Source organism: Synechococcus sp. GEYO (assembly GCF_900473955.1).
Classification (GTDB): domain Bacteria; phylum Cyanobacteriota; class Cyanobacteriia; order PCC-6307; family Cyanobiaceae; genus Synechococcus_C.
In genome coordinates, this window is sequence record NZ_UCNL01000007.1 from 241318 (window position 1) to 266863 (window position 25546).

Annotated in this window: 24 protein-coding genes; 16 read left to right on the forward strand and 8 right to left on the reverse strand. The window is 57.7% G+C overall.

Annotation, left to right across the window (positions count from 1 at the left end):
- Position 1: 1 nt before the first annotated feature.
- Together cobA and DXY37_RS06260 are read right to left on the reverse strand one after the other, a co-directional pair.
- On the reverse strand, positions 2 to 790 hold the full coding sequence (cobA, locus tag DXY37_RS06255) for a uroporphyrinogen-III C-methyltransferase (RefSeq protein ID WP_115125842.1): 789 nt from the start codon (positions 788 to 790) through the stop codon (positions 2 to 4).
- The gene (locus DXY37_RS06260) at positions 787 to 1362 is read right to left on the reverse strand and encodes a DNA mismatch repair protein MutS (RefSeq protein WP_371637930.1); all 576 of its coding nucleotides are present in this window, start codon (positions 1360 to 1362) and stop codon (positions 787 to 789) included. The genes cobA and DXY37_RS06260 overlap by 4 nt, the downstream gene beginning before the upstream one ends.
- 111 nt (positions 1363 to 1473) lie before the next feature.
- Here DXY37_RS06260 and DXY37_RS06265 point away from each other — a divergent pair, with 111 nt between their 5' ends.
- The 4 genes from DXY37_RS06265 to DXY37_RS06285 all read left to right on the forward strand — a co-directional run bounded on the left by DXY37_RS06265 (position 1474) and on the right by DXY37_RS06285 (position 5462).
- Entirely contained in the window at positions 1474 to 1722 is a 249-nt protein-coding gene (locus tag DXY37_RS06265; protein ID WP_115125844.1) for a hypothetical protein, read from the forward strand.
- Positions 1723 to 1972: 250 nt separating this feature from the next.
- Entirely contained in the window at positions 1973 to 3520 is a 1548-nt protein-coding gene (locus tag DXY37_RS06270) for a ferredoxin--nitrite reductase (protein WP_115125845.1), read from the forward strand.
- A 309-nt stretch (positions 3521 to 3829) separates the two neighbouring features.
- A complete protein-coding gene (locus DXY37_RS06280) occupies positions 3830 to 4720 on the forward strand; it encodes a formate/nitrite transporter family protein (protein ID WP_115126013.1) in 891 nt (296 codons plus the stop codon).
- Positions 4721 to 4742: 22 nt separating this feature from the next.
- On the forward strand, positions 4743 to 5462 hold the full coding sequence (locus tag DXY37_RS06285; RefSeq protein ID WP_244276914.1) for a HEAT repeat domain-containing protein: 720 nt from the start codon (positions 4743 to 4745) through the stop codon (positions 5460 to 5462).
- Between the two features lie 72 nt (positions 5463 to 5534).
- On the opposite strand, the gene cynS is transcribed toward DXY37_RS06285, so the two are convergent.
- The gene (cynS, locus tag DXY37_RS06290) at positions 5535 to 5987 is read right to left on the reverse strand and encodes a cyanase (RefSeq protein ID WP_370594401.1); all 453 of its coding nucleotides are present in this window, start codon (positions 5985 to 5987) and stop codon (positions 5535 to 5537) included.
- Between cynS and DXY37_RS13305 the strand changes: the two genes are divergently transcribed.
- A complete protein-coding gene (locus DXY37_RS13305; RefSeq protein ID WP_170951793.1) occupies positions 5938 to 6249 on the forward strand; it encodes a hypothetical protein in 312 nt (103 codons plus the stop codon). The two genes, cynS and DXY37_RS13305, sit on opposite strands and share 50 nt — an antisense overlap.
- A gap of 155 nt (positions 6250 to 6404) precedes the next feature.
- Complete coding sequence (locus DXY37_RS06300) at positions 6405 to 7475, forward strand: anthranilate phosphoribosyltransferase family protein (RefSeq protein ID WP_115125850.1); 1071 nt, start codon at positions 6405 to 6407, stop codon at positions 7473 to 7475.
- On the opposite strand, the gene DXY37_RS06305 is transcribed toward DXY37_RS06300, so the two are convergent.
- Positions 7436 to 7903 (reverse strand): GNAT family N-acetyltransferase, encoded by a 468-nt coding sequence (locus tag DXY37_RS06305; protein WP_115125851.1) that lies wholly within the window; start codon positions 7901 to 7903, stop codon positions 7436 to 7438. The genes DXY37_RS06300 and DXY37_RS06305 overlap by 40 nt on opposite strands.
- On the opposite strand from DXY37_RS06305, the gene DXY37_RS06310 reads away from it, so the two are divergent.
- The 4 genes from DXY37_RS06310 to DXY37_RS06325 all read left to right on the forward strand — a co-directional run bounded on the left by DXY37_RS06310 (position 7902) and on the right by DXY37_RS06325 (position 13249).
- Positions 7902 to 9173, forward strand: a complete 1272-nt coding sequence (locus DXY37_RS06310; protein ID WP_074160720.1) for an MFS transporter — start codon at positions 7902 to 7904, stop codon at positions 9171 to 9173. The two genes, DXY37_RS06305 and DXY37_RS06310, sit on opposite strands and share 2 nt — an antisense overlap.
- A 93-nt stretch (positions 9174 to 9266) precedes the next feature.
- Entirely contained in the window at positions 9267 to 11402 is a 2136-nt protein-coding gene (ppk1, locus tag DXY37_RS06315; protein WP_115125852.1) for a polyphosphate kinase 1, read from the forward strand.
- A 178-nt stretch (positions 11403 to 11580) separates the two neighbouring features.
- The gene (locus DXY37_RS06320; RefSeq protein WP_067093499.1) at positions 11581 to 12600 is read left to right on the forward strand and encodes an RpoD/SigA family RNA polymerase sigma factor; all 1020 of its coding nucleotides are present in this window, start codon (positions 11581 to 11583) and stop codon (positions 12598 to 12600) included.
- A 4-nt stretch (positions 12601 to 12604) separates the two neighbouring features.
- Complete coding sequence (locus DXY37_RS06325; RefSeq protein ID WP_244276919.1) at positions 12605 to 13249, forward strand: diacylglycerol/polyprenol kinase family protein; 645 nt, start codon at positions 12605 to 12607, stop codon at positions 13247 to 13249.
- Positions 13250 to 13272: 23 nt separating this feature from the next.
- Here DXY37_RS06325 and DXY37_RS06330 read toward each other — a convergent pair whose 3' ends face one another.
- Complete coding sequence (locus tag DXY37_RS06330) at positions 13273 to 14352, reverse strand: 3-deoxy-7-phosphoheptulonate synthase (protein ID WP_115125853.1); 1080 nt, start codon at positions 14350 to 14352, stop codon at positions 13273 to 13275.
- 114 nt (positions 14353 to 14466) lie between these two features.
- On the opposite strand from DXY37_RS06330, the gene acnB reads away from it, so the two are divergent.
- From acnB to DXY37_RS06345, 3 genes are all read left to right on the forward strand, one after another.
- Positions 14467 to 17049 carry a bifunctional aconitate hydratase 2/2-methylisocitrate dehydratase gene (gene acnB, locus DXY37_RS06335; protein WP_115125854.1) on the forward strand — a complete coding sequence of 861 codons (2583 nt, stop codon included), beginning with the start codon at positions 14467 to 14469 and terminating at the stop codon, positions 17047 to 17049.
- 18 nt (positions 17050 to 17067) lie between these two features.
- The gene (locus tag DXY37_RS06340; protein ID WP_115125855.1) at positions 17068 to 18561 is read left to right on the forward strand and encodes a ClC family H(+)/Cl(-) exchange transporter; all 1494 of its coding nucleotides are present in this window, start codon (positions 17068 to 17070) and stop codon (positions 18559 to 18561) included.
- A 201-nt stretch (positions 18562 to 18762) separates the two neighbouring features.
- A complete protein-coding gene (locus DXY37_RS06345) occupies positions 18763 to 20352 on the forward strand; it encodes a radical SAM protein (RefSeq protein WP_170951811.1) in 1590 nt (529 codons plus the stop codon).
- Here DXY37_RS06345 and DXY37_RS06350 read toward each other — a convergent pair.
- Genes DXY37_RS06350 through DXY37_RS06360 form a run of 3 tightly spaced genes read right to left on the reverse strand, consistent with a single transcriptional unit; the run spans position 20300 to position 22731 of the window.
- Positions 20300 to 21580 carry an O-antigen ligase gene (locus DXY37_RS06350; RefSeq protein WP_115125857.1) on the reverse strand — a complete coding sequence of 427 codons (1281 nt, stop codon included), beginning with the start codon at positions 21578 to 21580 and terminating at the stop codon, positions 20300 to 20302. The genes DXY37_RS06345 and DXY37_RS06350 overlap by 53 nt on opposite strands.
- Positions 21580 to 22434 carry a formyltetrahydrofolate deformylase gene (purU, locus tag DXY37_RS06355; protein ID WP_115125858.1) on the reverse strand — a complete coding sequence of 285 codons (855 nt, stop codon included), beginning with the start codon at positions 22432 to 22434 and terminating at the stop codon, positions 21580 to 21582. The genes DXY37_RS06350 and purU overlap by 1 nt, the downstream gene beginning before the upstream one ends.
- Positions 22435 to 22485: 51 nt before the next feature.
- Positions 22486 to 22731, reverse strand: coding sequence for a sulfiredoxin (locus DXY37_RS06360; RefSeq protein ID WP_371637972.1), 246 nt, complete (start codon positions 22729 to 22731; stop codon positions 22486 to 22488).
- A gap of 91 nt (positions 22732 to 22822) precedes the next feature.
- Here DXY37_RS06360 and psbQ point away from each other — a divergent pair, with 91 nt between their 5' ends.
- From psbQ to pstS, 3 genes are all read left to right on the forward strand, one after another.
- Positions 22823 to 23281 (forward strand): photosystem II protein PsbQ, encoded by a 459-nt coding sequence (psbQ, locus tag DXY37_RS06365; RefSeq protein WP_115125860.1) that lies wholly within the window; start codon positions 22823 to 22825, stop codon positions 23279 to 23281.
- A 17-nt stretch (positions 23282 to 23298) separates the two neighbouring features.
- Positions 23299 to 24384 carry an FAD-binding oxidoreductase gene (locus tag DXY37_RS06370; protein WP_244276941.1) on the forward strand — a complete coding sequence of 362 codons (1086 nt, stop codon included), beginning with the start codon at positions 23299 to 23301 and terminating at the stop codon, positions 24382 to 24384.
- Between the two features lie 73 nt (positions 24385 to 24457).
- Positions 24458 to 25459 (forward strand): phosphate ABC transporter substrate-binding protein PstS, encoded by a 1002-nt coding sequence (gene pstS / locus DXY37_RS06375; protein WP_115125862.1) that lies wholly within the window; start codon positions 24458 to 24460, stop codon positions 25457 to 25459.
- The last annotated feature ends 87 nt before the right edge of the window (positions 25460 to 25546 follow it).

Sequence of the window (25546 nt, forward strand, 5' to 3'; positions counted from 1 at the left end):
ATCAGAACGGGATCGGCATGGTGACATCGGCAGGCCGTGGCGCACAGGATTCCACCTGCTCATTCACCACATCTCCAACCACAATCACGGAGGGCGAGGCAAAGCCTTCACTGCGGGTGCGCGCAGCAACGTCTGAGAGAGTCGCCTTGAGACAACGCTGCCCGGCCACAGTCCCCTGCTGAATCACAGCCACTGGGGTCTCAGCACTGAGACCACCTGCCTCCAGCTCAGCGGCGATCTTCGGCAGGTTATGCAGACCCATGTAAATCACCAGACCATCACTGGCTGTAGCCAATGAGCGCCAATTCACACTGGGACGGCGCTTGTCGATCTCCTCATGACCGGTCACGAAGGTGACAGAGGAACCGGCGCGACGATGGGTCACAGGAATACCGGCGTAGGCGGGTGCGGCAATACCAGCGGTCACCCCTGGCACCACCTGCACCGAAACGCCGTGTTTCACCAGATGCGCAGCTTCCTCACCACCGCGTCCAAACAGAAAGGGATCCCCGCCCTTGAGACGCACAATGCAGCGGTGGCGGGCTGCCAACGTCACCAGCACCGCATTCGTACTCGGCTGGGGAACGGAGTGATGCCCACGACGCTTGCCCACGAAATGGCGCTCACAGTGCTCGGGCACTAGGTCAAGAACCTCGCGAGGAACCAGGGAGTCGTAGACCAATGCATCACAGCGACCCAACAGGCGATGGGCCCTCACAGTGAGTAAATCGGGATCTCCAGGGCCTGCACCGACGAGATAAACGGTTCCGGTGAGTTCAGCAGTCGTCACGGCAGAGCGGCAAGCAAGTCGATCAGGCCCTGACGAATCAGAGCGAGGTCAAGAAGCGGTGGAAGACCTCCAGCCTCGCTCAGTGCCTCCGTCATGCGATTGGGGGCCAACGCAAGCATCAGTGGGTGAGCCTCGGGGTGGATTTTCTGATAGTCAGACCAATCGTCGAAGGGCAGCAGAGGCAGCCCCATGCGCTCGGACAACTCCTGGAGGAAACGATCGGCCTCTTCAGAACTCAATGGGTGATGAACCAGAACTGAGCCCTGAGCAGCAAAGGGCTGAAGTGCTTCAGCCACGAGAGCCCACCAGCCTTGCCAAGACCCAAGGAAAGGAAGCAACTCAACGTCCGCACCTTCACGCTGCATGCGATGTCTGATCTCAGGCACATCCGCACGCGCATGCGATCCCGGCCATAACAACAAAGGCACCAACCAACTGGGCTGTTCTGGACACGCAGGTGCTGTCTCGGAAGTGAGCACTTCAAGCTGCACAGGAGCCTGACGACGCTGCTGGAGCGCCTGCTGCAGCTCAATCAATGATTCAGGAACGACGCCACCTGAGCGTCCATGCACAACCAATCTGATCGCTCGCTGACAACCAAGATCGCTATTCCGTAGCAATGGCCACGGATCAAAGGTCGAACTGACTGTTGTCATCGATGGATTGTCATTCCTCCTGCTGCCATGTCGCGCCGTCGATCCATCGATCGCACTGTCCCTGAAGGTCGGTTCCAGCGAGACTCCACCGTTCAAAGCTATCGCTCGGAAAGGGCTCACCGTCATTGGCATGCCGATGACAGACGCAGAAGTCACCACAGGGACGCCCAGTTCAAAAGTGAGCTCGACCGGGATTTCGCCGCCATGAAACGCGTCTGGCAGATGCTTCGCTACGGAGCGATCCGAATGATTGGCGAAGTTGGACGTCAATACTGAGTCCGCGAAAGGCAGCCTTCTAGAGCTCCGTCGGGCGGATGAGATGTAGCCACAGTCACCAATTCGTCCATCCCACCTGAATTGAACAGTCGGCTGGGGAAATTGTTCAATCCACTACCGACAGACCCCTGACAAGCCTCTTAACTGCCGCAAGAGCGCTCACCTTCTTTTTGAAGCGCAGGTCATCTGGACCCTTTGATTGATCAGCAGCATTTCATGACCAATCATTCGCCCCTCGCTGAACAAGATCATGACGATTAGCTCTCCTTCCAGGCCCTATCTGGATGGCAAGAAGCTGAATAAGATCGAACAGAACAAGTCGGCCAAAGATGGCCTGCTCGTTGGTAGTGAAATTGAGAAATTTGCCGAAATGGGGTGGGAGCAGGTTGATGAAACCGACCTTCAATTGCGATTGAAATGGTATGGAATGTTTTGGCGGCCGAAAACACCCGGCAAATTCATGCTGCGCCTGCGGGTTCCCAACGGTGTGCTCTCCGCTCAACAATTGCGCGTTATCGGCTCCATTGTTGAGCGCTACGGAGAGAACGGCAGCTGTGATATCACCACCAGGCAGAACCTGCAACTGAGAGGAGTGCTTCTTGGCGACCTGCCAGAAATCCTCAAGCGCCTTGAAGAAGCTGATCTGAGTACGATCCAGTCGGGTTTTGATAATCCTCGTAATGTCACCGGCAACCCAATCGCCGGGATTGATCCAAAGGAAATCCTCGATACCAGACCTTACACAGATGAACTTGAAAACTTTTTAACGAATCACCGCAAAGGAAATCCTGAATATTCCAATCTTCCCAGAAAATGGAATACGGCAGTTGCCGGTGCAAAAGACAATTTCCTTCTTCACAACGACATTGCTTTCCATCCCGTAGAAAAAGATGGTGTGATGGGTTTCGGTGTATGGATTGGCGGCATTCTTTCATCACAGATGAATGCCTATGCCATCCCGCTGAATGCCTGGGTCAAGCCAGATGAAATTTGTCGGATGACCGATACGGTGATTCGTCTCTGGAGAGATAACGGAGAACGCAACAAACGCCCAAAAGGTCGATTCAGAATGTATCTCGATGAAGTTGGCCACGACAACTTCCGCAATCAGGTTGAAGAACAGTTCGGGCCTCTAACACCCGACCCAGGGTCTGTGTTTGACACCACGCCCCGGTCGCACTACGGCATTCACCCGCAGAAACAGGATGGGCTGGTCTTTGCGGGTCTCCACGTTCCGGTTGGTCGCCTAACAGCGCAGGATCTTCATGATCTGGCCACGGCGAGCATCACCTACGGAAGCGGAGAAGTGCGGCTCACTGAAGATCAGAACGTGATCATTGTTGGACTGCCGCAAGCACAGGTCGAAGCTTTTGAAAGCGACCCACTGCTCGCACGATTTCCACTCAAACCTGGTGCGATTTCGGCTGGCACCGTGTCATGCACAGGAAGCACGTATTGCGGATTTGCACTCACCAACACCAAGGATCAAGCCTTGGCAGCTGCCAAAGAGCTCGATCAGGAGCTTGATCTGCCAGAAGAACTGAAAATTCACTGGACAGGTTGCCCCAACAGCTGCGGCCAGGCGTACATGGGCGCAATCGGCCTAACAGGCGCCAAAGCCAAAAACAGTGAGGGCAAAACAGATGATGGCTACACGATGACCCTTGGTGGATCGCAGGGACCCAATCCAACGGTGGGTGAACTCCATCAGAAGGCCATTCCAGCTGAAAACATCAAAGAGGTTCTGCGCGAAGTGCTGATTGAACGGTTCGGCGCAAAACCACGAACCAAAAGTTGAAACAGCTGAGCAGATCAATCGTTTTGCCGTGTTGGTGCTGACTTTTTGAGGCCATCACAGCCAAACCAATCACACAACAAATTTGCAGTATTAATTCATGTCTAGCAACAGCGATTTGTTCTCAAGACTGGTCAACTGGTTTACAAAAGCTGGCCAAGATAAACAACCGATTTCACGGGCTGCGCATAAGCAGGATGCATTTTCCAGATTAATGAACAAGATCAGCCGTTAACTGTTGATCTCAGGACTTCATCAACCGCTTCATTCCCTCTTAACCGCATTGAACTCATGAGTGTGACTGCTTCACAGATGGACTACGTCCTACCCAATGAACTTGTCGACGGCATGATCGGTGCCGGTGGCAAGAAATCCACCGTCAGCGTTAAAAACCTCTTGCTCAGAGGATTTTATTCGGGAGCGATCCTTGGTCTGGCCGTGATCCTTGCACTCACAGTGGGGCTCAAAAGTGGTCAACCATGGCTGGGCTCCCTGCTCTTCCCATTCGGTTTCGCCAGCATTGTCTTGTTTGGCATGGAGTTGGTCACAGGCAACTTCGCTCTTCTACCAATGGCCACCTGGGCAGGTAAAAGCACCTGGGGTGCAACCTTTAGAAACTGGGGTTGGGTGTGGCTCGGTAACTGGATTGGAACTGCGGTTGTGGCAGTTCTGATGGCGATCAGCCTCACCAGTGGAGGAACGGTTGATCCAGCATCAGCTGCTGATGGTGGCGGAATGTGGCAACAGGTAGCAGCGAAAATCATCGCGTTGAATAAAACCAACGTTGTTGTCAAATATGAGAACCTTCAGTCGATGGGATTCTTCCTGGCCATTATTCGAGGCTTGATCGCCAACTGGCTGGTTTGCCTCGGTGTAACCATGGCCCTGGTGAGTAAAAGTGTGCCTGGAAAGATTCTGGCTTGCTGGCTACCCATCACAGCATTCCAATCAATGGGAATGGAGCACATTGTGGTGAATCAGTTTCTGCACACCGCAGGGCCAATCCTCGGATCTGGAGTTCCCTTCTGGAAGTGCATTTTCTGGAACTTCCTGCCCGTCACCATTGGCAACATCATTGGCGGCATGGTGTTCATCGGCATGCTCTTTTACAGCACCCACCGCACCAACATCGGTAACGTGCTGCCAAGCGAACATGATGACAAACTGGAACGCGAGCTGGCCGCTGAGCTTGGCGCCCGCTGATTGATGTTCTGTGTCTCTACCCGTGAATGAAGCCGTTCTCTGGGAACGGCTTTCAAAATCACGACGTGCTCCTTTGGAGCCCGAATGGCTGGGGGAGGTTTACTCTCCCAGCTTTTCAGTTGAGCTACGCCGTGCGCTCTGCGAAAAACTTGGAATGCTGGCTGAACAAGGCTGGCCAATCATTGAACAATTGATTCAGCAGCATGGAGCACTTCCCGATCTTGTGCTGGCAGCTGGACTGTGCCACCAGCAAGCAGCGAGAGACTGGCTGCTTGATCAACTCAAAAACAGCTCCGAATTAGCTGAACTCAACCTGTGCATCCTTGAGGCTTTGTCTTGCTGGGGTGCAGATGTTCCAGAACATGTGGTGAAGGAGTGTTTGCATCACCCCGGACAACATCATCGCTTGGCGGGATTGCAGTTAGTGGGTTTCCGCGCTCATAGCCTGAGCGACGAGGAATTACTCAAGTTGTGCACTGAACCCCTCAACGATTTCCGCGATCCAGTGGTGATCGCCACGATTCGGGTGTTGCAACGCAGGGATGGGGCGGTGATCAGTGAACGCCTATCGAATCTGTGCAAAACCGGATCCGACGATGTCGCTGCTGCTGCGTTCCGTGCCCTTGGCTGCATCGCAACTCCGATCAGTCAACGTTGGCTAAAAGAGCTGAGCCAAACGCTCAGCAGTGAATCACGCAAACAATTGGCCTGCCAACAATTGCAACAGCAATTTCGAACCTGAGCAAACAAAAGCCCGACAAATGTCGGGCTTAAAACTTTATTGCATGACTTCAGTGAAAACCAAAAAGTGAAATCACCACTTTTTGTAGGGCAAAAACTTTCCGCACATCGTAATCTGAACCCGATCACCCTTCGGATCTTCAATTTTGTCCACATCCAGGGTGAAATCGATAGCACTCATGATTCCATCTCCAAACTTTTCCTGAATCACATCCTTCAGGGGCATGCCATACACCTGCATGATCTCGTAAAAGCGATAGATCAGGGGATCGGTTGGAATCACAGGCTCAAGACTGCCTTTGGTCGGAAACTCCTGAATCGCAGCTGTGATTGCGGGGTCCAACGACAGTAAGGACGCCAGCTTCTCCGCCTCATCGGCAGAGGCTGTGGCCTGTCCATAGAACAGAGAAGCAATCCACACCTCATCAAGCCCAAGAGCCGCCTCAAGATCCGCGAAACTCATCCCTTTCGCCTTTTTGGCAGCCATCAACGAGGCGGTCAATGTGGAGGGCGATGGGGCCGCCAATGATGGCGTGGACATGGGCGAAACAGTCATAAACAATACTGAAATCGAAAAAGAGACTGTCGCGCCTTGCAGCAGAAAACAGCTACAAAGGCAACCAAAACCAAAACCTATTTTGGATGCATTGACTACATCTCGATCGATTCAGAACTGCTCTATTGAATTCGCTGATCGTGTGATCGATGAACACTCTTTTTCGCACACTCGCGACACTGCTGAATCACCAGAATCACAACTCAAGCGTCACCACAAGTTTGGTACTTGAGCGTCTCTATTACGCCGATGGGCGCCATAACCCCAGCCATCCTCAACATGGACGGTTCGAAGGGCTCTCGATGCTTACGTGAAGCGATCGGTAGCAATCGCTACCCCTGAAAGTGACCTCGCTGCAGAACACTGCATGAAGCGTTGGTAAGGCCCTTGACAAGCACTGTCGGCACTGGCCGCGAGCGCTTTAAACAGCACCTACGCAAAGTCGGTAGCGGCGAACACACCAGCAAAGGCTTGAGTCGAGAGGAAGCTGCCGATGCTTTGGCACTCATGCTCAGGGAGGAGGCCACGCCGGCACAAATTGGCGCTTTCCTGATTGCGCACCGCATACGCCGGCCGGAGCCCCAAGAGCTCACCGGCATGCTCGACACCTATCGATCGATGGGGCCCGTTGTTCACAGCCCTGCCGATCAGAGAAGACCGCTCTGCTTCGGCATGCCATTTGACGGTCGGACCAGAACTGCGCCCATCTACCCACTCACCAGCCTTGTGCTGGTGGCTTGCGGTCAACCGGTCGTGCTGCAGGGGGGTGACCGCATGCCGATCAAATACGGCATCACAGCCATCGATCTGTTCCGCCTTCTGGATCTGAATCTGGGTGGAATGCCCCTGAGCACTGTTCAGGAAGGATTCAACACACATGGCTTCGCGCTCATTCATCAACCGGATCATTTCGCGATCGCGGAAACACTGATTCATTACCGGGAAGAACTGGGAAAACGGCCTCCCGTGGCCAGCCTCGAGCTCCTATGGACGGCCCACCAGGGAGACCACCTTCTGGTGAGTGGGTTTGTGCACCCACCAACCGAAAGCCGGGCCTGGGAAGCGCTCAGACTTGCAGGCGAAACCGACCTGCTCACTGTGAAAGGCCTGGAAGGAGGAACAGATCTTCCCATCGGTCGGGCCTGCATCACAGCCCGTGTCCGCGATGGTCAGGCTGAACGTCTGATCCTTCACCCCCGCGATCACGGATGCCACAACGCAGACGTGGAGTGGTCGTCGGAGAGCACCTGGAAGAGCCAGGCCCTCGAAGCGCTCAGCAACCGTGGTCCCCTCAGCGAAGCTCTGCGCTGGAATGCGGGTGCCTACCTCTGGAATGCTGGCCTGAGCGAGAGTCTTGACTCGGGGATTGAGCGGGCGACCACAGTGCTGGAACAGGGTCGGGCCCTTGATCAGCTTGATCAGCTACGCAGCTTGCCCAGTGCTTTGTGCATCCGATAGCGCTCAAAGGGCACTCCAGCGATCGTGATCGTTTCCGGAGCAACCAGGCTCCAGCCATAGCGCTCAAACAACGGACGACTGAACTGACTGGCTTCGGTGCGCAGAAATCTGACGCCATCCGCGATCGCATCGGCTTCAAGTCTCTCTAGTAGCGCTTTGCCGTGGCCCTGACGTGCCGCACGGCCCCGGCAATAGAGAAGAGCAAGCCGGTCCTGCGGGTAACGCATCGCAAAAGCGGCATCCTCACCACTGATCCAGCCGGAACCCTGCTTCAGGGTTTGATCCAGCACACCCGGCAACCAGGCGAGTGCTGCCCAGGACTTCACCTGCTGATCCGAATACAACTGTGGAGCCTGACTCTCGATGGCATCGGCATAGATCTCCCGGAGAAGAATCTCGTCATCTGGAACGATCAAACGCAGGACCATGGCCAGTGCCTATGGGAATGTGAGTCTCACCTGCCCAGCGGCTGCCTTGCAGCAACCACGTGTCCCCACTCTGCTCAGCGCCTTTCTGACGCTGCTCAATGACCGACTCAGCGAAAGCATCGTCTTCCCATTGCTGCCATTCCTACTGGCGAGCTTCAACGCCGATGGGCGCACACTGGGTCTGCTAGCCGGCAGCTACGCACTCGCGCAGTTTGCTGCCACACCCCTAATCGGAGCCCTCAGTGATCGCTTCGGCCGCCGGCCCGTGATCGCCACCTGCGTTGCAGGCTCGGTACTGGGTCTGGGCCTGTTCGCCCTTACCGTGAGCATGGACTGGCCCAAGGGCGCCACTTTGCCGCTGATGCTGCTGTTCGGCGCTCGCCTCATCGATGGTGTGAGCGGCGGAACCGCAGCCACCGCTGGAGCAGTGCTGGCTGATATCACTCCCGAGGAACAACGGGCACGCGCTTTCGGCTTGATCGGGGTGGCCTTTGGTCTCGGCTTCATCATCGGACCGTTCGTGGGAGGACAGCTAGCCCGCATCAACGTGACCGTGCCGATCTGGGTGGCCACCGGTTTCGCCCTGTTCAACCTGCTGGTGGTGCTGGGTTTGCTTCCGGAGACCCATCCCCGCTCGGCGCGCCAAGCCATGCCGCGCAAACGAGACCTCAACCCCTTCGCCCAGATCGCCAAGGTGATTGGCAACCCCGCTGTCGGGCGACTCTGTCTCAGCTTCTTCCTGTTCTTTCTGGCCTTCAACGGCTTCACCGCCATCCTGGTGCTCTATTTCAAACAGCGCTTCAACTGGGGGCCAGAGCTCGCCACAACCGCCTTCCTAATTGTGGGCGTGGTGGCCACCGTGGTGCAGGGAGGCCTGATCGGTCCCCTCGTGAAACAACTCGGAGAATGGAAACTGACCCTGATCGGTCTGGGCTTGGTGATCCTTGGATGCCTGCTGATTCCCTCAACATCACCTCAACAGGCTCAGATCGGCGTGTTCAGTTCCGTGGCCATCCTCGCCACCGGAACAGGCCTGGTCACCCCGAGCCTGCGCAGTCTTGTGTCGCGCCGCCTCGACTCGGAGGGACAGGGCACGGCATTGGGCAGCCTTCAGGCACTGCAGAGCCTGGGGAGTTTCCTGGGACCACCTCTGGCCGGACTCAGCTACGACCTGTTGGGACAGATCAGTCCCTTCGTTGGCAGTGCCTGTCTGCTGATCATGGTGATGCTGCTGGTGGGAGGCAGCCCGCTGCCCTCCAGGTCGCAATGACGCAACCAGCTGCAGAACATCAAAAAACCTGCAGTCCGGCCTCTGAACGATTGCTACGTTTCGCGAGTCGGTTCATGCACATCTGGTCACCCGATGAGTGACAACGCTCTCTCCACCGACCTCTATATCAACCGAGAGCTCAGCTGGATTGCCTTCAATGAGCGCGTGCTGATTCAGGCCCTGGATCAACGCACCCCGTTGCTGGAGCAGGCCAAATTCAGTGCCATCTTCAGCAACAATCTCGACGAATTTTTCATGGTGAGAGTGGCCTCCCTCAAGGCCCAGGTGGAAGCGGGCATTGATAAGCGCAGCGAGGACGGACGCACACCACTGGAACAGCTGCAAGCCATACGGGAACATCTCGCACCCCTACTGAAACGGCAGCAAGAGCACTACCGCAGCCAGCTCAGATCCGAACTGCACAACCACGGCGCCCATCTGCTCGATTACGAACAGCTCAACGAACGCCAACGACTCTGGGTTGATAACTACTTCCAGAAAGCGATTTTTCCAGTGCTAACCCCCCTGGCAGTGGATCCGGCTCATCCGTTTCCCTTCGTGAGCAATCTCAGCCTGAATGTGGCGGCTCTGATTGACGATCCGGACACCGGTCAGCGGCTGCTGGCCCGCGTGAAGGTGCCTCAGACGATCTTGCCTCGATTCGTTGCCATACCCACCGACCTCGCAGCTGAACAATCTGAGGCAGTTCACACGGCCGTTCCCCTTGAACAGGTGGTGGCCTTCAACCTCGGCCTTCTCTTTCCAGGCATGAGCATCGAGGGGCACTACTTCTTCCGCGTCACCCGGGATGCGGATCTGGAACTGCGCGACCTGGAAGCTGATGATCTGATGATCGCCATTGAGCAGGGCCTGCGCAAACGCCGCATGGGAGGCGAAGTGGTGCGGCTCGAAGTCGCCGAGGGGATGCCACAGGACGTTGTCGAGATGCTGATGGATGGCATGTCCGTTGAGGAAGCCGATCTCTACAGGGTTGACGGTCCTCTGGGGCTCGACGATCTGTTCGGTCTGATGGGAATCCCATTGGCGAATCTCAAGAACGAGTCCCACTCGGGCCAGACACCCTCGGTACTGCGTCGCGCCCAGCGCAACATGCTCGAAGACGGCTCCATCAAAGAGGAGGAATTTGAGAGCATTTTTTCGGTGGTCCGCCGCCGCGATGTGCTTCTGCATCACCCCTACGACCTCTTCTCCACATCCGTGGAGGAATTCATCAACCAGGCCGCCGACGATCCTCTGGTGATGGGGATCAAGATGACCCTCTATCGCACCTCAAAGGATTCACCGATCATCGCCGCGTTGATTCGTGCTGCGGAAAACGGCAAGCAGGTGATGGCGCTGGTGGAACTCAAAGCACGCTTCGATGAAGACAACAACATCCAGTGGGCGAAACACCTGGAAAGCTCAGGAGTGCATGTCGTTTATGGAGTTCTGGGCCTAAAAACCCACACCAAGATCGTGCTGGTTGTGCGCAAGGAAAAGGAACGTCTCCGCAGTTATGTCCATATCGGCACCGGTAACTACAACTCGAAGACATCACGCCTCTACACCGATCTTGGCCTGCTTTCGGCACGACCCGAACTCGGCCAGGATCTGGTGGAATTGTTCAATTACCTCACCGGCTTCTCTAAACAGCAGGAGTTCCGCAAGTTGCTGGTTGCACCGGTATCACTGCGTAAAGGCATGGAACATCTGATTCGCCGTGAGATTGAACATGCTCAGCACGACCGCGGCGGCCATATCCGAGCCAAGATGAATTCACTGGTGGATCCAGGCATCATCGCCCTGCTCTACGAAGCCTCCCAGGCAGGCGTGAAGATCGAACTGATTGTGCGCGGCATGTGCTGCCTGTACCCAGGTCGCGAGGGCGTGAGCGACAACATCAGCGTGGTGAGCATCATCGGTCGCTTTCTTGAACACTCACGCCTGTTCTGGTTCGCCAATCACAACGAACCGGAGGTTTACATCGGCAGCGCTGATTGGATGCCAAGAAATCTGGACAGACGCGTTGAAGCTGTGACACCCATTGAAGAACCAGCGCTTCGGGAGCAACTGGAACGCTTGATGCAGATCTATCTCGATGACAACCGTGGATCATTCGATATGCAGACCGATGGTTCCTTCAGTCAGCGCCATCCAAAGGGCGAAGAGTGTAATTCGCAGTTGAGCCTGATTGAAACCTGGAGAAAAGGGCTGGTCGCGAAAAACTGATCAAGCAAGACCCGTGTTCATCGATACAGCGAAATTGTGCTTTTTGTCTTTATTTCATATTCGATCCACGAGACTTAACACTGCATCATTGATTCGTAAAAACTTTCGAATTAATCACTTCACTCTTTGCTCCGGGTGCTAAATTTTTCGCAAATCTAATTTTCAGGAGGCCAGGATGATGGGGATCCCTCTGGAATCTGAAGGAGTAACTCAAAAAGTTGCTTCATCAGAGCCTGTGTTGCCGACCACTGGTCGTCGTGACAGCAGTGCACGTTCACGCTCAACTTCCAGTCGCTCGTCACGTCAAAGCGGGCGCTTGGCCACTGATTCAATTGGTTATTACCTGAGCAGCATTGGACGAGTTCCACTGCTCACTGCAGCCGAAGAAATCGAGCTTGCTCATCATGTGCAAGCCATGAAGGAGCTACTCGATATTGCTGAGGAGGATCGCACTCCCAGGCAGCGTCACCGCATCCGCATGGGCAAGCGTGCCCGGGATCGGATGATGGCCGCCAACCTCCGCCTCGTGGTGAGCGTTGCCAAGAAATATCAGAACCAGGGCCTGGAGCTGCTCGATCTCGTTCAGGAAGGAGCCATCGGCCTGGAGCGGGCCGTCGACAAGTTCGACCCTGCCATGGGCTACAAATTTTCGACCTATGCCTACTGGTGGATTCGCCAGGGGATGACTCGCGCGATTGACAACAGCGCACGCACCATTCGCTTGCCGATTCACATCAGCGAAAAGCTCTCCAAGATGCGCCGCATCACGCGTGAGCTGTCTCACCGCTTCGGTCGGCAACCGAATCGACTGGAACTGGCAAGCGCGATGGGCATCGAACCGCGCGATCTCGAAGACCTCATTGCCCAAAGCGCGCCCTGCGCATCCCTGGATGCCCATGCCCGTGGCGAAGAAGATCGCAGCACGCTCGGTGAACTGATTCCAGATCCCAATGGTGCTGAGCCAATGGAGGGAATGGATCGCAGCATTCAGAAGGAGCACCTGGGCGGATGGCTCTCTCAGTTGAATGAGCGTGAGCAAAAAATCCTCAAATTGCGCTTCGGACTGGATGGAGCCGAACCACTGACGCTGGCTGAAATCGGCCGTCAAATCAATGTGTCGCGGGAACGGGTGCGGCAGCTGGAAGCCAAGGCCATCTTGAAGTTGCGTGTGATGACCAACCATCAGCAGGCGGCCTGAGTTTTTGCTCTCGTCCCTGCTGATCATCGGCATCTGGATGCTGCTGGTGCTCTCAGCAGCTCTCATCTGTCGGAAGCGATGGCCCGAACAACGAGAGCTCAGTCGCAAGATCGTGCACATCGGCACCGGTCCTGTCGTTGTCCTGGCCTGGTGGCTCTCAATTCCAGCATCGATTGCAGTGCCAGTGGCCTTCGCCGTCACCGTGATCACCGCGATCAATCACCGCATTCAACTTCTACCTGCTGTTGAGGATGTTGACCGCAACAGCTACGGAACCGTGGCGTATGGCCTAGCCATCAGTCTGCTGCTGCTGCTGTTCTGGCCCGAACAAGCGGTTGCGGTTTGCGCCGGAGTGCTGGTGATGGCCTTTGCCGATGGGCTGGCGGGCCTTGTGGGCCGAGGCATGACATCTCCCAGCTGGACCGTGTGGCAACAGCGGAAATCCGTTGCCGGCACGGTCACGATGGGCTTGGTCACGGCATTGGTGTTGCTCCTGCTGGTGCTGATCAGCCAGAGTCCTCTGCATCCCCTGCGTTTGATCGCTGTTTGTGCTCTGGCCGTTGGCCTGGAACAATGGGGCCGCTGGGGAATCGACAACCTCACTGTGCCGATAGCGGTGGGGCTGAGTTGGATGTGGATGACCGTTTGAACGGCCGCCACCTTGATCACTGCTCAAGCCACCGGAATCCCGGATGCAGGAGTGCCAGCTTTCTTCACGGATTCAGCCAGCTCAGCGAGCAAGTCAGCCGTTGCTTCAATGCTGATGCAGGCATCAGTGACACTCTGTCCGTAGGTGAGTGAGGAGCGATCAGCACTGATCTTCTGATTGCCTTCCACCAGGTGGCTTTCCAGCATCACACCCATCACATGGGTTGATCCCTTCTGAACCTGAGCAGCCACAGCCCTGAGCACCTCGCCCTGGCGGCGATAGTCCTTGTTGGAATTGGCATGACTGCAATCGACCATCAAACGATCCGGCAGGCCAGCTCCGGCCAATTCCGAGCATGCCTCCTGAACCGCCTCCAGGTGGTAGTTACTACCGCTGTTGCCTCCCCTCAACACCAGATGGCCATAGGGATTACCGGTGGTGCTCACGATGGACGCATTCCCCTCGCAGTTGATCCCCAGGAAATGATGAGGACTGGAGGCTGACTGCATCGCATTGATGGCGATGGTGGCACTGCCGTCGGTGCCGTTCTTGTAGCCCACGGGCATCGAAAGACCAGAGGCCATCTCTCTGTGGGTCTGACTTTCTGTGGTGCGGGCACCGATCGCAGTCCAGCTGATCAAGTCGGCGATGTACTGCGGAACCACTGGATCCAGCAATTCCGTCGCAGTGGGCATGCCGTCCCGGGCGAGATCCAGAAGCAGAGAGCGCGCCATCCGCAAACCGGTATTGATGTCGTAGGAACCATCGAGGTGGGGATCGTTGATCAATCCTTTCCAGCCCACAGTCGTTCGAGGCTTCTCGAAATAAACCCGCATCACCACCTCCAGTTCCCCTGCATAACGGGACCTCAAGGGGGCGAGGCGGCGGGCGTAGTCAAGGGCCGCATCCACGTCGTGCACGGAACAGGGGCCAACGATCACCAGCAAGCGGTGGTCCTCTCCCCGGAGAATGGCCTGGATGCGCTGTCTGGCGGTGGCGACAGTTTCAGTGGCCCTTGCGTCGGCTGGGAAATCCCCGTGCAGCAAAGCCGGTGAAACCAGTGGCAGGGTATCCACCACATGCAGATCGTGAGTGGTGGTCATGCCCTGAGCAATCAATAAGGTCACGTTACGCAAGCTGCTCCAGAGCGCATGGCGTGAGCATGGAACGGTGACGCAGGAGAATGAAGTGCCTTTGCCGTTCCTGCGCCGATTCCGATGCTGAGCACCTACCGCGAGAACGCTGCAGAACGCCTGGCCCAAGGGATCCCAGCGCTGCCACTCGATGCCAGCCAGGCCAAAGCGCTCACAGAGCTGCTGCAGGACCCTCCTGCTGGAGAAGAGCAGGAACTGCTGCATCTGCTGAGTGAACGCATTCCACCTGGGGTGGATGAAGCCGCCTACGTGAAGGCAACCTGGCTGAGTGCTGTGGCGCAGGGCGAAGCGACCAGCCCGCTGGTGTCACCGCTGGAAGCGATCCGTCTGCTTGGAACAATGGTGGGGGGCTACAACGTCGCCGCCCTGATTGAGCTGCTCAAACACAGCGATGAAGAGCTGGCTGGATGTGCCGCTGAGGGCCTGAGCCGCACCCTGCTCGTGTACGACGCCTTCAACGAACTGATGGAGCTGGCGGCAGACAACCGTTTCGCCAAACAGGTGGTGGACAGCTGGGCAGCAGCTGAGTGGTTCACCTCCAAACCGGAGCTGGCTGAGTCCATCACCGTGACCGTCTTCAAGATCGAAGGCGAAACCAACACCGATGATCTCTCTCCGGCAACCCATGCCACGACCCGTCCGGACATTCCCATGCATGCCCTGGCGATGCTGGAGACCCGAGACCCTGAAGGCCTTCAGACGATCACAAGGCTGAAGCAAGGTGACCATCCCGTGGTCTACGTGGGCGATGTTGTCGGCACAGGAAGCTCACGCAAGAGCGCCATCAACTCGGTGCTATGGCACACGGGCGATGACATTCCGCACGTCCCGAACAAGCGAGCCGGTGGAGTGATTCTGGGCGGAAAAATCGCCCCCATCTTTTTCAACACCGCAGAAGACTCGGGCGCGCTGCCGATCGAATGTGATGTCACCGGTCTGAACACCGGAGATGTGATCACCATTCGCCCCTACCAAGGCACGATCGAACGGGATGGTGAGGTGGTGAGCCGCTTCGAACTCAAGCCAGCCACGATCAGTGATGAGGTGCGTGCCGGTGGCCGCATTCCGCTGATGATCGGTCGAGCCCTCACCGACAAGGTGCGCGCCAAGCTTGGTTTGCCGCCTTCCGAGCTATTCATCCGCCCCAGCGCTCCGCAAGACACTGGCAAGGGATTCACCTTGGCTCAGAAAATGGTGGGTAAGGCCTGCGGCCTCACAGGTGTGCGCCCAGGCACCAGTTGCGAGCCGCTGATGACCACGGTCGGATCCCAGGACACGACCGGGCCGATGACTCGAGACGAAATGAAGGAGCTGGCCTGTCTGGGCTTCTCCTCCGACCTTGTGATGCAGAGCTTCTGCCACACCGCGGCCTATCCCAAGCCTGTGGATCTTCAGACCCAGAAGGACCTGCCCGATTTCTTCGCTCAGCGCGGCGGCGTTGCGCTGCGGCCCGGAGATGGGATCATCCACAGCTGGCTGAACCGCATGCTGCTGCCCGACACCGTGGGCACCGGCGGTGACAGCCACACCCGGTTTCCACTTGGCATCTCCTTCCCAGCCGGCTCTGGCCTCGTGGCCTTCGCTGCGGCCATTGGCGCCATGCCCCTCGACATGCCTGAATCGGTACTGGTTCGATTCAGCGGCTCTCTGCAGCCCGGCGTGACCCTGCGTGATGTTGTGAACGCCATCCCCTGGGTCGCCATTCAACGCGGTCTGCTGACGGTGGAGAAAGCCAACAAAAAGAATCTGTTCAATGGCCGAATCATGGAGATCGAAGGCCTCCCTGATCTGAAGCTCGAGCAAGCCTTTGAACTCACCGACGCCAGCGCCGAACGCTCCTGTGCCGGATGCACGATCAAGCTCTCCGAAGCAACGGTGAGCGAATATCTGCGCAGCAACGTGGCCCTGCTCAAAAACATGATTGCGCGTGGGTACAGCGATGCGCGCACCCTGGCCCGCCGCATCAAGGAGATGGAGGTTTGGCTGTCCAATCCCCAGCTGCTCAGCGCTGATGACGATGCCGAATACGCCGAGGTGCTTGAGATCAACCTCGATGAACTCACCGAACCCGTTTTGGCCTGCCCGAACGATCCCGACAACGTGAAGCTGCTCAGCGAGGTGGCTGGAGCGCCGGTGCAGGAGGTGTTCATCGGTTCCTGCATGACTAACATCGGCCATTACCGAGCCGCGGCCAAAGTGCTCGAGGGAGCCGGTGAAAACAAGGCCCGGCTCTGGGTGTGCCCTCCCACCCGCATGGATGAAGAGACCCTCAAGGCCGAGGGCTATTACGCCACCTTCGAAGCGGCCGGCTCACGCATGGAGATGCCGGGATGCTCCCTGTGCATGGGCAACCAGGCCAGAGTCGAGGACGACACCACCGTGTTCTCTACAAGCACCCGCAACTTCAACAACCGCCTCGGAAAAGGCGCCCAGGTTTACCTAGGCAGCGCCGAACTGGCAGCGGTCTGTGCCCAGCTGGGCCGGATCCCCACAGCGGACGAGTACCGCAGCATCGCCTCCGCAAAGATCGATCCTCTGTCCGATGAGCTGTACCGCTATCTGAATTTTGACCAGATCAGTGGCTTCGAGGATCAGGGTCGAGTTGTCAGCGCAGATGAGGAGGCCCAGATGCTGGCCGGGGCCTGATCCCCGACTGGCCATTCCATGGTCGTTCTCAGTGAACTAAAACAACGCCGCCACCAGCTCGGCTCCAGCCGCAGCATCCGACGTCTGCTGGAACGACGCTGGTGGGTTGTGGTGCTGGCCTTGATGCTCACCGGCCTTGGCGCTGCCTTGACCGGTGTGCTGTTCAAAGCCGGCATCAAAGTCTTGAGTGGCTGGCGACTGGAACTGCTGGCGGATCTGCCGGCCTGGGCTGTTCTGCCTGGACTCGGAGCCTTAGGCGGCCTGACTTCAGGGCTGATGGTGGCCTACCTGGCCCCAGCCGCTGGCGGCTCAGGCATCACCCACATCATGGGATTCCTGAAACACCGGGCGGTGCCGATGGGGCTTCAGGTGGGCCTGGTGAAGCTGGTGGCTGGGATCGTGGCCATTGGCAGCGGCTTCCCTCTCGGCCCGGAAGGACCTGCGGTTCAAATGGGCGGCTCCGTGGCATGGCAGATGGCGCGCTGGTTGAAAGCACCCGTGGCCTTCCGCCGCTTGATCGTGGCCGCCGGCGGCGGCGCCGGTATCGCAGCAGTGTTCAGTGCCCCCATCGGAGGCTTCGTCTACGCGGTCGAGGAATTGCTGCATTCCGCCAGACCGGTGGTGTTGCTGCTGGTGATTGTCACCACCTTCTGGGCCGATGCCTGGGCAGACGTTCTGGGTCTGGCAGGCCTCAATTCCAGTGGAGGGGGCCTCGATGCCACACAGGGATTCCAGCTGGAACGGGAATACACACCACTGGTGAACTTCCTGCCGATCGATCTGGGCTATCTGATCGGGCTTGGCGTCGTGGTTGGGGTGCTGGCGGAGCTCTACTGCCGCTATGTGCTCGCCATGCAACGCAAGGGCAATGCCTGGTTCGGCGATCACCTGGTGCTGCGCATGGTGATCAGTGGTGGCGTTCTGGGCGGTGTGTACGCCTTTCTGCCTGAGGATTTTCACAACCTGGAAGGGCTGCAGCACCTGATCGCTGATGGCAAGGCCGATATCCCCATGGCGCTTGGCACCTTCATCGTGCTCTTCTTCAGCACCGGTCTGGCTGCTGCATCAGGGGCTCCAGGCGGGCTGTTCTATCCGATGCTCACCTTGGGAGGCGCCATCGGTCTGGCCTGCGGCATCTGGGTGGAAGCGCTCACCGGACATGTGCCCAGCACCTATGTGTTCGCCGGGATGGGTGCCTTCGTAGCCAGCTGTTCACGCACACCGATCACGGCGATGTTCCTGGCCTTTGCGCTCACCAAGGATCTGCTGATCCTCAAGCCGATCCTGGTGGCTTGCCTGGCCAGCTTCCTTGTGGCACGTCTGTTTGATGACCGCTCGATCTATGAGCGCCAGCTGGGCATGGAGCTGTTGGAGGAGGATCACCTGGAAGCCCGCAGGGAACGACGCGGTGGCATTCACCACGCTTGGGAGGGATCGATTCGACGCAGAAAGTTTGACCCTCCCAAACCATCAACACCTCCTAAAAACAACACCAAAAGGCCTGATCCATAGGAGCACCCTGCATTCATGGCTCAGACAAACAACAGGTGTCTGTAGATCTTCACGTCGCGGGGGTACAACCTTGATGACATTGGCTGGAGCATCTGAATCATTGATCCTTCAGGATGAACATCTGAAGCCCAGGCCCTCCTGAACCAGGAAACGCTGCTGTTTGATCCGGCTGTGCCGGAAACCGGAGCCCTGCGTGCGGTGATGGCCTTTCCCAGCACTTACACAGTGGGAATCACCAGCCTCGGTTATCAAATCGTTTGGGCCACCCTGGCCATGCGGTCTGATCTGGATGTGCGGCGCCTGTTCACCGATCAGAGCGATCCACCACATCGGCAGTGCGATCTGTTCGGACTCTCCCTCAGCTGGGAACTGGATGGTCCGGTACTGCTGGATTTGCTGGAGCAGCAACGAATTCCCATCTGGAGCGAACAGCGCTCGGATCAGGATCCAATAGTGTTTGGTGGCGGTCCTGTGCTGACCGCAAACCCCGAACCTCTGGCTCCCTTTTTCGATGTGATCCTGCTGGGCGACGGCGAAGAGCTGCTGCCCAGCTTCATCGACGCGCTTCAAGAGGTGCGGTCTGAATCACGATCCGTGCGCCTGCGGCGGTTGGCTCAGGTGCCTGGGATTTACGTGCCATCGCTGTACGCACCCCGCTACGGCAATGACGGCTGTCTGCAAAGCATCGACCCGATCGAAGCAGATCTACCAGCAACAATCAGCAAGCAAACCTGGCGTGGCAACAGCCTCAGCCATTCAACGGTGATCACCCCGGAATCCGCGTGGCCTGATATCCACATGGTGGAGGTGGTGCGCAGCTGCCCGGAACTGTGCCGTTTCTGTCTGGCCAGTTATCTCACGCTTCCCTTCCGCACGCCCTCTCTAGACGACGGCCTGATCCCTGCTGTGGAGAAAGGTCTGGTGGCAACGCGCAGGCTGGGACTCCTGGGTGCATCAGTCACTCAGCATCCACAGTTCGCAGACCTGCTCAGCTGGCTCGGTCATGACCGCTTTGATGACGTGCGAGTGAGTGTGAGTTCGGTGCGGGCAGCCACCGTGACGACGGAGCTTGCGAGCGGACTGGCCCGACGCGGCAGCAAATCACTCACGATCGCCATTGAAAGCGGCAGCGAACGCATCCGGGAGGTGGTGAACAAAAAGCTGAGCAATGAGGAGATCAGTGCCGCTGCGCGCCATGCCAAAGAGGGTGGACTGCGTGCCCTCAAGCTCTACGGAATGGTGGGGCTTCCCAGTGAGCAGGAGGAGGATGTGGAATCAACCGCAGATCTGCTGCTTCAGCTCAAGAAGACCACCCCTGGTTTGCGTTTCACCCTGGGAGTGAGCACCTTTGTGCCCAAGGCTCAGACCCCCTTCCAATGGCAGGGCGTGAGACCTGAAGCCGACAAACGCCTCAAACGACTGGCCAAACGACTGAAGCCGAAGGGAATTGATCTACGGCCGGAGAGTTACGGCTGGAGTGTGATCCAAGCCCTGCTCTCTCGCAGTGACCGCCGTCTGGCTCCGGTGATCGCCGCAGTCCGAGGATCACAGGAAAGCCTCGGAGGCTGGAAGAAGGCCTACCGCAGCTGCAGGGCCGGCGAACTGCCGGGGGCCAGAAGCGGTGGAGTTGATCTGCCTTTGCCCCCTCCATGGGAGCAGGTGGTACACGACAACTGGGATGAAGCCGTCGTGCTGCCCTGGGACCATCTCAACGGACCGCTAGGACGAAAAACCTTGCTCAAGCATCAGAGCCTGTCTCTAGCTGGAGCCGCTCCGACAGTTCAGGACTGAAGGACGCTCGCAGACCCGCCAGCAGAATCCAACCGGCAATGTTCAGACGGCTGTCAAAAAAGGGCAGATCAGTGCCATGCAGAACCATCAGCACAAACAGCGCCGTCCACCAAGCCCGGTCGAACAGCCCAGACAGTCCTCGGCGCAGACTCACCACCAAGAGGGCTACAACAAAACCCACCAGCAGCACGGCCACCGGCAGACCATGACCAATCGCCAGCTCCAGCGGCAGATTGTGAGCATGGCCATGCCACTGACCGGTGCGCAGGGGATAGATCACTGAGAACGCTGCCGCTCCCCAACCGAGCCACGGCCGTTCACCAATCAATTGCAGCGCAACGTTCCATTGACTGATGCGCGTGGAAGCCAGGACCCGCTCTCCGGCGTACTGACTGTCGTTGAGGCGAGCCCAGAGACCTTCAGGCACCAGAGTCCGGGCAGGATCCTGGAGCATCAGCGGCACCCCGGGAAGCACGGACAGCAACACCGGCAAAAGCGCCAGCGCCAGCAGAGGAATCAACCAGGGCCAGCTGGGTGGACCCAGAACCAACGGCACCACCAGCACGAGTGCACCCCAACCATTGCGGGATTCCGTGAGCACCAACGCCACCACCAACAACACGGCCAGGATCAGCACCACCACACGACGCCAGCGGTTCAATCCCTGCTGCACGAGAGCAGCCAGGGTGAGTGGCCACACCAAAGACAACCAGGCGGAGGCGATGTTGGCGTAATCAAACAGTCCCGAAAGACGCCCCTCTGGACGGCCACCTGCTGCCATGAACCACACGATCAATCCACCAAGCAGTTGCCACGGTCCCTGCCATCCCCACCAGAGCTGGCCAAGACCGGTCACCACCACAGGAACACTGCCTGCCACAAGCAAAAGGGAAGAGCGGCGCCGGGCCTCACCACTCATCACGTACGGCTGAAAACCCCAGAAACCCCAGAAAAAAGGAAGCCAATTTCCCAGCCCCACCCAGGCGAGTCCCTGGTCATAGGCGCCAAAGCAACCAAGAATCATCAGGCCTGAAGCCAGCAGCAGCGGAGCATTCCAGGGGTCACGCCAAGAGGGTCGTTCACGCCCAGCGCAACCGAACAAGAGGGCTGGGAACAGCAGCAGACTTCCCAGCAGAGCTGACGACGGCAGCAGAAACAGGCCGAGCTGAAAGCAGCGCCAACCACGCGCAGACGCCAGAGAGGGTCGACCTTGATCCAGCCAGACCATCACGCGAACACTGCCGTACGGCCGCGATAGACCATCACCTGTCGGCAGAGATGAAGGCGCAAAGCCCTGGCCAGAGCGAGTCGCTCAGTGTCACGACCCTTCCGGATCAGGTCTTGCACCTCATCGCGATGGCTCACATGAGCGATCGTCTGCTCAATGATCGGGCCATCATCCAGTTCTTCGGTGACGTAATGGGACGTCGCACCGATCAGTTTCACGCCCCGTTCCCAGGCACGGTGATACGGCTGTGCGCCCTTGAAAGCAGGCAGAAATGAGTGATGGATATTGATCACATTGGGAAATTGTTCGAGGAAGGTACCGCTTAGCACCTGCATGTACTTGGCGAGCACAGCAAGCTCCACCCGATGTTTGATCAGCAGCTCAAGAATGGTTTGCTCAGCTTCAGCCTTGGTCTCGCGGGTCACAGGCACATGAATAAAAGGAACCCCGAACTCCTTACAGCTGCTCTCAAGATCAGGATGATTGGCAATCACGATGGGAACCTGCATCGGCAGTTCTCCACTGCGGGCACGCCAGAGCAAATCAAGCAGGCAATGACTCTGCTTGCTCACCAGAATCGCCACACGGGGATGATCGTCGGAGAAGTGCAACTGAGCCTCGCCCCCGAGCCGTTGTGCCAGAGACTCCGCTGCTGATGGAATCGCCTGGCGCGGCAGACCAAAGCCCTCAAGATCCCACTCAATCCTGCTGAGAAACAAACCAGCACCGGAATCGGTGTGGTGATCCGCATGACGGATATTGCCCCCGTTCGCAGCCACCCAACCGGCGAGTTCACTCACGAGTGCCGGACGATCCGGACAGATCAGCTGAAGGATGACCGAAGCGGAAGACAAGGATGTCAAAGAGATGACAACGTTGATTCTGCGCCGGGGCGTGCCTGCGTCTCAGCGAAGATGCAGGTTCAAGTCCCTGGATGTGGCCTGTCGGATCCGGGCAGGAATGGTTGGCAGGCCAAGACGTTCATGGGCGGCAACCCTGTGACAGCCATTGAAACCCCAAAGCTGACCATCCACCTCCAGCAGATCAATCGGTTCGCGCAAACCCTCCTGGCGAATCGAGGCCATCAGGGCTTCCACTTTGTCTTCGTCGAAAAATCGCTGCAGAGGTCTGAGGACGGAAGCCAACGGCACCTGGTCCACCCTCATGAGCTCACACTCGTAAAGCAACCGACCAATTGAATTTAGGTGGCGGTTAAAATCGCCACCACTCAATTGAACTCCGATGCTGAGCGCCCTGCGCCGCGTGGCCGCCTTTTGCCTCTGCCTGGCCCTCTGTTTCGGCCTCGCAGCTTGTGATGGCAGCGCCAATGCCAAGCCTGCCACCATCAGCCCAGAGGATATGGCTGTGATCCGCCGCCAGGTGGAAGGATTCACGGCTGCCAGGGAACGGCTGCCTGAACTGGCCAAGCTCGTCGACGAACGCGACTGGACCTTCACTCGCAACTTGATCCACGGCCCCATGCAGGAAGTGGGCCGCGAAATGCTGTACATCAATCAGCGGCTGCTTCCCCAGGACCGAGCAGAAGCCAACAAATTGGCAACGTCCCTGAAGGACGCCATGGCTGATCTCGATGAAGCCGCTCGTCTGCAGGACAGCGCCAAACTTCAGAAGGCTTACGACGATCTTGAGGCTGACTTCGCCAATTACGCCGCAGTCATCCCCGAGCAGGCCCTGAGCTGATCGCATCCATCGCAGTCATTGGTGCCGGGGTCACCGGCACCGGCACCGCTTGGCAACTTGCCGAGCAAGGTCACAGTGTTGTGCTGGTGGACCCATCACTGGCTACGCCAATCCCAGAAAGGCCAGCTGATCGTGATCTGAATGGCAGCACCGCATCATTAGGCGTGCTGATGGGCCACGCCTTCCGCCGTTCGAGCGGCAGGGCCTGGAGACTGCGCCAACGCAGCATGACGCTGTGGCCAGCGTGGGTTGAACAACTGAATCATCCAGAGTCACCTCTGCAGCTGGAAACTCCGCTGATCCAACTTGCCGGCAATGCAGAAGAAGCCCAGCGGATGCAACAGCTTGCGGATGCAAGACCCGATTCAGGACTGCAGTTCATCGCCAACGACAGGCTTGATGAGACTGATCCGGTTTGGCCCCAGGCTGGTAACGGGGCAATGCTCTCCGAACGTGATGGACGGGTTGATCCTCTGCTGCTGTTGAAGGCCCTGAGGCGGAGCCTGATTCAACACAACGTGGAGCGACGGGCGACAGAGGTCGTGGAACTGCAACGCCCTGGCAGCACAGCCCGGCGCCAGTGGCGCCTCATCACCGCTGAAGGACGGAACGAAGCCGTGGATCTAGTGGTGATCTGCTCTGCTTTGGGCAGCACCAAACTGCTGCAGAGCCTTGGGCATCAACGCCGCATGGATGCCGTGCTTGGACAGGTGCTGGAGCTGCAGCTCAACAAACCAACCAAGCAATGGACAGGGTGGCCAGCAGTGCTCACCTGCGGCGGCATCAATCTGATTCCGCACAGACACGATCGCCTGTGGATCGGAGCCACGCTGGAACCTGGCGTGAACGCGGATCCCGCCGCCACAGAGACCATGAGACGCTTGAACGAGCTAGCCCCGAATTGGCTTAACGATGCTCAACTGCTCGGCCAATGGCATGGCTTGCGTGCCCGACCCCGAGACAAACCTGCCCCTCTACTGGAAGAGCTCGAACCTGGACTGCTGCTGGCATCAGGGCACTACCGCAACGGCGTGTTGCTGGCACCCGCAACCGCTGAATGGGTTGGCCAACACATTGATAAAGAAACGATAACCAGCCCTTAAATCTGGACTCCTCGCATTGCAATAAGTTCAATCCGAGTGTTCTTCACTCTCCACCAATTTTTCAGAAGAGTTCATGCAACGCTCTTTTCTCACGAGAACGCTGACTGTCATGTCGGGTGTGGCCGCAGGGCTCAGCCTGGCTGCTTGCTCCACAAGTGGTGGTAGTGATGAAAAAGTCCAGGGCAAGCTCTCCGCAGCAGGCGCTTCCTTCCCTGCAGCCATTTACCAGCGATGGTTTCAGGGATTGTCGCCCCAAGGCGTGATGGTCAACTATCAATCCGTGGGATCGGGTGCTGGTGTGCGTCAATTCACGGCGGAAACCGTCGATTTCGGCGCATCCGACAAGCCGATGAAACCTGAAGCCGTCGCCAAGGTGAGTCGTGGTGTGGTGCAAATCCCAATGTCCGCGGGTGCGATCGCCGTGGCTTACAACAACCCCGGCTGCGATCTATCACTGACCCAGCAACAACTGGCAGGCATTTTTCTCGGGCAGATCACGAACTACAGCACACTCGGATGTGCCGACAAGGCGATCAATGTGGTTCACCGTTCCGATGGCTCCGGCACCACCTACAACTTCACGAAACATCTGGAAGCTATTAGCCCTGAATGGAAAAAGGAGGTTGGTGCAGACAAGTCGGTCAAATGGCCAACCGGTGTTGGAGCCAAAGGCAATGAGGGTGTCTCCGCCCAGCTGAATCAAATCGCTGGAGGCATCGGTTATGTGGAATTGGCCTATGTGAAGGGTGATCTCCAGGCCGCTGCAGTGCAGAACGCTTCGGGTGAACAGGTGAAACCCACCAATGCCACAGCCAGCGAAGCTCTGGGTTCCATTGACCTCGGCCCCGATCTGATCGGAGGCAACCCCAATCCCAATAGGGGCTATCCGATCGTCACCTTCACCTGGGTGCTGGCCTATGAGACAGGCAACGACGACAAAACGGCACTGTTGAAGCAGACCTTCAACTACATGCTTTCCGAGGAAGCACAGTCGCAAGCCCCTGATCTGGGCTACGTCTCTTTGCCACCTGAAGTTGTGAGCCAAGCCAAAGCTGCTGCCGATTCCATCAACTGAACGATCGCAACCTCTAGATCAACTGCGTCTAGACCAACTCGCGAATCAAAAGGGAACGAATGCTCCCTTTTTATGCAACAAAAAACC

What these genes read in the sequence shown, in the direction of transcription:
- DXY37_RS06340 (WP_115125855.1), top strand. Translation starts at nt 17,068, where the DNA reads ATGGTCGTTCTCAGTGAACTAAAACAACGCCGCCACCAGCTCGGCTCC.
- acnB (WP_115125854.1), top strand. Translation starts at nt 14,467, where the DNA reads ATGCTGAGCACCTACCGCGAGAACGCTGCAGAACGCCTGGCCCAAGGG.
- ppk1 (WP_115125852.1), top strand. Translation starts at nt 9,267, where the DNA reads ATGAGTGACAACGCTCTCTCCACCGACCTCTATATCAACCGAGAGCTC.
- DXY37_RS06310 (WP_074160720.1), top strand. Translation starts at nt 7,902, where the DNA reads ATGGCCAGTGCCTATGGGAATGTGAGTCTCACCTGCCCAGCGGCTGCC.
- DXY37_RS06280 (WP_115126013.1), top strand. Translation starts at nt 3,830, where the DNA reads ATGGACTACGTCCTACCCAATGAACTTGTCGACGGCATGATCGGTGCC.
- DXY37_RS06270 (WP_115125845.1), top strand. Translation starts at nt 1,973, where the DNA reads ATGACGATTAGCTCTCCTTCCAGGCCCTATCTGGATGGCAAGAAGCTG.
- DXY37_RS06320 (WP_067093499.1), top strand. Translation starts at nt 11,581, where the DNA reads ATGGGGATCCCTCTGGAATCTGAAGGAGTAACTCAAAAAGTTGCTTCA.
- DXY37_RS06305 (WP_115125851.1), bottom strand. Translation starts at nt 7,903, where the DNA reads ATGGTCCTGCGTTTGATCGTTCCAGATGACGAGATTCTTCTCCGGGAG.
- psbQ (WP_115125860.1), top strand. Translation starts at nt 22,823, where the DNA reads ATGCTGAGCGCCCTGCGCCGCGTGGCCGCCTTTTGCCTCTGCCTGGCC.
- DXY37_RS06345 (WP_170951811.1), top strand. Translation starts at nt 18,763, where the DNA reads ATGGCCTTTCCCAGCACTTACACAGTGGGAATCACCAGCCTCGGTTAT.
- pstS (WP_115125862.1), top strand. Translation starts at nt 24,458, where the DNA reads ATGCAACGCTCTTTTCTCACGAGAACGCTGACTGTCATGTCGGGTGTG.
- DXY37_RS06265 (WP_115125844.1), top strand. Translation starts at nt 1,474, where the DNA reads ATGTCGCGCCGTCGATCCATCGATCGCACTGTCCCTGAAGGTCGGTTC.
- DXY37_RS06350 (WP_115125857.1), bottom strand. Translation starts at nt 21,580, where the DNA reads ATGGTCTGGCTGGATCAAGGTCGACCCTCTCTGGCGTCTGCGCGTGGT.
- DXY37_RS06330 (WP_115125853.1), bottom strand. Translation starts at nt 14,352, where the DNA reads ATGACCACCACTCACGATCTGCATGTGGTGGATACCCTGCCACTGGTT.